This window comes from Streptomyces sp. NPDC060205, assembly GCF_042728395.1.
Classification (GTDB): Bacteria; Actinomycetota; Actinomycetes; order Streptomycetales; family Streptomycetaceae; genus Streptomyces.
This window is the reverse complement of sequence record NZ_JBHWZP010000473.1, coordinates 1-5,525: the sequence shown is the minus strand read 5'-3', so window position 1 is coordinate 5,525 and position 5,525 is coordinate 1. Positions and strand designations below refer to the sequence as shown.

4 protein-coding genes are annotated in these 5,525 nt (G+C 70.1%); 2 read left to right on the top strand and 2 right to left on the bottom strand.

The genetic code is table 11. From position 1 onward, the window contains the following. Positions 1–139: 139 nt before the first annotated feature. A complete protein-coding gene (locus tag ACFWGJ_RS41260; RefSeq protein WP_387334100.1) occupies positions 140–1,015 on the bottom strand; it encodes a DUF4394 domain-containing protein in 876 nt (291 codons plus the stop codon). 234 nt (positions 1,016–1,249) lie between these two features. On the opposite strand from ACFWGJ_RS41260, the gene ACFWGJ_RS41255 reads away from it, so the two are divergent. Further along, positions 1,250–2,434 (top strand): PucR family transcriptional regulator, encoded by a 1,185-nt coding sequence (locus ACFWGJ_RS41255; protein ID WP_387334099.1) that lies wholly within the window; start codon positions 1,250–1,252, stop codon positions 2,432–2,434. Between the two features lie 39 nt (positions 2,435–2,473). Here the strand turns inward: ACFWGJ_RS41255 and ACFWGJ_RS41250 are convergent, their stop codons facing one another. Further along, positions 2,474–2,923 (bottom strand): DUF5707 domain-containing protein, encoded by a 450-nt coding sequence (locus ACFWGJ_RS41250; protein WP_387334098.1) that lies wholly within the window; start codon positions 2,921–2,923, stop codon positions 2,474–2,476. 514 nt (positions 2,924–3,437) lie between these two features. On the opposite strand from ACFWGJ_RS41250, the gene ACFWGJ_RS41245 reads away from it, so the two are divergent. Then, positions 3,438–5,372, top strand: a complete 1,935-nt coding sequence (locus ACFWGJ_RS41245) for a glycoside hydrolase family 5 protein (protein WP_387334097.1) — start codon at positions 3,438–3,440, stop codon at positions 5,370–5,372. The last annotated feature ends 153 nt before the right edge of the window (positions 5,373–5,525 follow it).

Here is a 5,525-nt window from a genome sequence, read left to right as displayed (position 1 = left end):
GGCTCGACAAGCTCGAGTCGATCCCGGGCTGGCGTGCCGCGCTGTCGAACGACGAGATGTTCGGGCAGCTGCGCGACGTGGGCGCGCAGGTCCGCGGCGAGCCGGTGGGCCCCCGCAGGCGGGCAGACAGACAGACAGGTCAGGTTCCGGTGAGGCTGATGGCGATGTCCGTGACGTTCAGCGGGAACTGGCCGACGGGCGTCGGCTCGCCGGTGAGGACGTCGACCTGGTAGAAGAACGGGGTCTCGGCGCCGTACGGGGTGAGCGAGGCGAAGGCGGTGTTCGAGACCGTCTTGCCGTTGCTCAGGGTGCTGTAGATGTCCAGGCCCGCGTCCGTACCGGCGTCGAAGCCGAGGAGGCCGGTCGGGACGAGGGTGCCCGCGTTGGGCGGCGACTGGATGACGACCTGGTCGTTGTACGTGTCGATGTCGAACAGGGTCGTCGCGGTGGAACCGACCTTGTCGTTGTTCGTGTAGCCGGCCGCGGTCACGCCCTGGGCGGCCGTGGTGAGCGGCGGGACGGTCAGCGCGGTGTCGGCGACCGTCGTGCCGTCGTTCAGGTTGTGCCGCAGGTTCTGGCCGTAGTTGCTGATCACCCGCAGCCGGTCGGCCGCCGGGTTGAAGTCGATGTCGAAGACGGTGCCGTAGAGCGCGACCGCGAGCTGGGAGACCTTGGTGACGACCACGTCGACGGTCGTCGGCGGGAACGTGATCGTGTAGATCCCGCCCTTCTCCCCGACGCCGTACAGGAGGCCGTTCTGCACGCGGAAGTCGATCCCGATGAGCTTGGTGTCGCCGACGAGTCCCTTGATGGTCTTGACCCAGTTGAGGGTCGTCGGGTCGTCGGTCAGGAACGTGGCCATCGTGGTGCCCGTGCCGAAGATCCCGTACGCCCGCAGGCTGGGAGTGGCGTCGGGGGCGGCGGAGCTGGAGCCGGGCGCGCTCAGCGTGAGCGCGGTCGCCGCGGACATGACCGCTACCGCCGCCGCGATTCTCTTCTTGACCGCTGCTTTCATTGTTTTCCCCTCCGTTTGACCCGTACGGAACAATTCCGCTGCGCGGTCTCCATTAAGCCCAGGCGGGATCGGCCCGACAAGCCGATCGGGTCACAAGAAGGGGCGGATCAAGGAACTTTGCGCACTGTGACAAAGGCGCCGCCGGTAAATCCTTCATCGATTCACCCGGAGTGATAAACGCCCGTCCGGATTTCATCTTCCGGCACCTTGGCCTGCGATGGCATGCTCATGCCTATGGGGAGCCTTTTCGCCGAGCTGGCCCGGCAGGCGTCGGCCAACGCGCGCCGCGAGGTCGAGACGTACGTGCGCGAGATCCCGGAACTCGGGTCGCTGGACGCGAACTCCCGGGCCAGGTCCGAGACCCTGGAGTACTCGGTGTGGTTCAGGCGCCGCACGCTCGAACTGGCCCCGGTCAACGGCATGCTGACCGACGCCGACCTCGACTACATCGCCTCCATGGGCGAGGCGCGGGCCGGGGCCGGAATGTCACTGGATTCACGGCAACGGGTCCTGCGCGTGCACACCGAACTCATGCTGCGCGAGATCAACGAGGCCACGGAGGCCCAGCGCGGCGGCGACGTCGACGAACTCATGCGCATCATGGGCTGGTTCGCCCCGCAGGGCGAGCGCGGCATCGGCGCCTACCGGCAGGGATTCGTGACGGCGATGCGACGCCGGCTGCCGTACGTCGAACAAGTCGGGCTGCTGGCACGGGCATTGCTGGCCGAGGACCCCATCGCGGCGGAGCTCGCGCTGCTCACGGGCCTCGAACTGGCCGAGTACTACGAGGTGACGGTGGTCCGGGTGCCCGACAGCCCTGCCGGCGACCGTGGTCCGGAGAGCGGGATCGACACGCTGGCGAAGACCCACCGGGTGCCCGTCACCTGGTGTCCGGAGCGCGGGGGCGGGGGCGGTGAGCTGATCGCTCTGGTGCCGGGGGACGAAGCCGGCACACCGACGGCCGATCTCCTCGGGGATGTCGCCCGGGAGATCGGGCGTCTGTGTGCCGTCGGGACCGCCGGTGCGCCGCTGTCCGGGCTGGCCGGGGCGCTCGACCGGGCCCGCCGGATCAGCAGGGCGGCCCCCCTGCGGCGTACGTCCGCGCGATTGCGGGCGCACACGACGGCGGACGTCTTCGTCGAACTCGCCGTCGCCGAGGTGCCGTTCGTCGACGACTGGCTCCGGGGGGTGGCCCGGAGCCTCGCATCCGGCCCGGACCTCCTCCTGACCCTCGACGCGTACTACCGCCACGACATGAACCGCGGTGCCACGGCCGAAGCCCTCAACGTCCACCCGCGCACCCTGGACTACCGCCTGCGCCGGGCCAGGGAACTCACGGACATCGACCCGGGCTCGACGCGGGGCGTCCGCGTCCTCAGCGCGGTCGTCAGCCGGAGCCTGTCGGGAGCCTGGCGGTGACCGGTCCGGTCTGCCGATGACTACTCTGCCGATGACCGGTCAGCCGGTGACCTCGAAGGCGGCGGCACGGGACACGAACGCCGTGCCGCCGTCCTCGGCCGTGGCCAGCGCGGAGACGTGCCAGGTCCCCCGGTCGAGCTCGGCCGCCTCCTTCTCGGTGACCTTCAGCGTGTAGGTGCAGCGGGACGTCTCGTCCGACGTGCTCCGGCACTCGGCGCCGTCCACGGACCGCAGCTCCGCCTCCGTCGGGTCGAGCTTCGAACTGGCGGGCCAGGCGACGACCTTGAGGCCCTTGACGCCGGAGTCGTCCCGCACGTCCGTGGTGAACGTCAGGGAGCCCGCGCCGCTGCCGGTCGGAGCCGTGTACCGGGCCGAGCTGTCGCTCAGGGCCGGTGCGGAGGAGGACGAGGCCATGGCGAACCCGCCGGCGGCGATTGCGCCCACGACGACGACAGCGGCGAGCGACGAGATGAGAATGCGCTTAGACATGGATATCCCCCTGAATTGAACTGCGTCGAATTGCATTGCGATAGTGATGACTATTGCGATCGCGATGGTGATGGCGATGGCGATTGCGTCGAGTCTGAGCGGTACGCGCATTCCCGTCGGCGGGTTCGCTCCGGCGTGTTCTCCTCGGTGGGCCGCCGCTCTCTCGATGTGTCCAAGATTAGGTCCGGGGGCGTCTCATGGTCGTCCCGCTGCCGGATGATTGCCGTCCCCGTGGATCTCCACCCCTGGTAAGAGACGGAAATCCACCCCCCGCTGCCGGACGGCGCAGCGCTGTCCGTCGTGTCCGTCGTGTCCGTCGCGTTCGGGGCGCTGGTCAACGCGCTCGTCATCGGCTGGTGCGCCCGCGCGCTGCGCCGGGGCGGGAAGGGGTACGACCCGGTGGCTTGAACCTCCTCGGATTCCGTACCCGTTCTCCTCGTCCTCACCTCGCAGGCCTGGACCAACACCGGACCATCCCTCATGATGACGCTGCCATGACAACGTAGTCCTCGGGATGGTGACCGTGCGCGGATCCTTCGGCTGGACGACCCTGGCCGCCGTACTTCTCCTGGTGCCCCTCGCTTCCGGCCCCGCTCAGGCCGCCTCGGCCGGTCCGGCGCCCGCCGCCCCGGAGGCCGTCACGGCCGCGGCGGACTGGGCGGCCCCGCTCAGTACGCGGGGCCGCTGGATCGTCGACGCGAACGGCGACCGCTTCAAGCTGCGCTCCGGCAACTGGCACGGCGCCAGCGGCACGTGGAACGGCTCCGGCAACGTGGACGACGACGCCGGCCATCACGCGGGCGAGAACTCCGGGCGGATACCCCTCGGCCTGGACCGGGCGCCCATGGCCGAGATCGTCGCCGGATTCCAGGAGATCGGGATCAACAGCATCCGGCTGCCCTTCTCCAACGAGATGGTCCACGACAGCCGACCCGTCACCGACGACGCCGTCGCCGCCAACCCCGGACTCCGCGGAAAGACGCCGCTCCAGGTGTACGACGCCGTGATCGGCGCACTCACCGGCGCCGGGCTCGCGGTGATCCTCAACAACCACACCAACACGACCCGTTGGTGCTGCGGGGTCGACGGCAACGAACGCTGGAACGCGAGCCAGTCCGTCCAGACCTGGGAGGACGACTGGCTCTTCATGGCCCGCCGCTACAAGGACAACAAGCGGGTCGTCGGCGCCGACCTCTACAACGAGGTGCGCCGCAACGTCTGGGACGACCCCAACTGGGGCCTCGGCGACGACCACGACTGGTTCGCCGCCTCCCAGCGCGTCGGCGACCGCATCCTCACCGAGGCCAACGCCGATCTCCTCATCGTCGTCGAGGGCATCAACTGGACCGGCATCCCCGTCGACGGCTTCGCGCACGGCCGCCCCACCCTGGAACCCGTACGCAACCTGTCCCACACCCTCGTCGACTCCGGCAAGCTCGTGTACTCCGCCCACTTCTACGACTACACGGGCCCGAACCACAGCGGCGCCACGGGTACGGGCGAGACCACCGACCCCCGCTACCGCGACTTCAGCCCCTCCGAACTCATCGACGTACTGAACCGCCAGGCCTTCTTCGTCACCGCCGAACAGGACCAGCACTTCACCGCGCCCGTCTGGATCAGCGAGTTCGGGGTGGGCGGCCGGGCGGAGACGAACGCCAAGGCGCGGGCCTGGTTCGAGAACTTCGTCGACCACCTCGTGCGCACCGACGCCGACTTCGCGTACTGGCCGCTCGTCGGCTGGCACGAGAACCGCACCGGCAACGGCTGGGCCCTGCTGCACTGGGACGCGGCGGGCCACCGCATGGGCGTGTACGACGGCGACGACTGGCGGGCCGCGGCGTGGAGCCGGCTCGTGGGAGCCACCGGGCGCACCGGGCAGGTCGCGCCTGTCACGGAGTGGTCGATGCTCAGCCCCGACCACGGGGACTTCATCGCCTCGCGGCGCATGCGGGGGGTGCCCGACTTCGACTCGGGCGCCCGCAAGGCCGTCTGCCCCGACGGACAGCGGCTGCTCGGGCTCGCCCATACGGGCAACCGGGGGTTGTGCTCCGACGTGACCACCGGGCCACTGGCGAACGCGGCCGGGGCGCCCGAGGTCGTCAAGGACGAGCGGTACGTGCCGCCGGGCGGGGACTGGGCGTCCGGGTACACCAAGCTGCAGTGTGCCGACGGGCGGTTCGTGGCCGGGTACGCCGTACGGGGCGCTGCGGTGTCGTCCGTGCTGTGCGCTGCCGCGCCGGCCGGGGTGATCAGCGGTACGGCGGGTCGTACGGTGTGGTTCGACCGGGGCGACAACCGGGGCTCGGCCCCCAAGGGCGGGGACTTCGCCAACGGGCGGTACAAGGGGCAGTGTGCGGATGACGAGTACGTGGCGGGTGTCGCGTACACGGGCCGCATCGGGTCGTCCCGCACGCCGGACGCGCTCCTCTGCCGAAAGCTCCGCTGACCGTCGCATGTTCGGGTGCGGCCCGGTGGGGGTTGCCCGCGCAGTTCCCCGCGCCCCTGAAAGACCGGGCTGGCCGCCGCGCCCCGTGCGGCTCAAAGCCAAAAGACTGCGCAGTTCCCCGCGCCCCTGATGGGGCGCAGCCCCTCTTAGGCG

Coding starts and splice junctions, on each gene's coding strand:
- ACFWGJ_RS41255 (WP_387334099.1), top strand. CDS start 1,250: ATGGGGAGCCTTTTCGCCGAGCTGGCCCGGCAGGCGTCGGCCAACGCG.
- ACFWGJ_RS41250 (WP_387334098.1), bottom strand. CDS start 2,923: ATGTCTAAGCGCATTCTCATCTCGTCGCTCGCCGCTGTCGTCGTCGTG.
- ACFWGJ_RS41245 (WP_387334097.1), top strand. CDS start 3,438: ATGGTGACCGTGCGCGGATCCTTCGGCTGGACGACCCTGGCCGCCGTA.
- ACFWGJ_RS41260 (WP_387334100.1), bottom strand. CDS start 1,015: ATGAAAGCAGCGGTCAAGAAGAGAATCGCGGCGGCGGTAGCGGTCATG.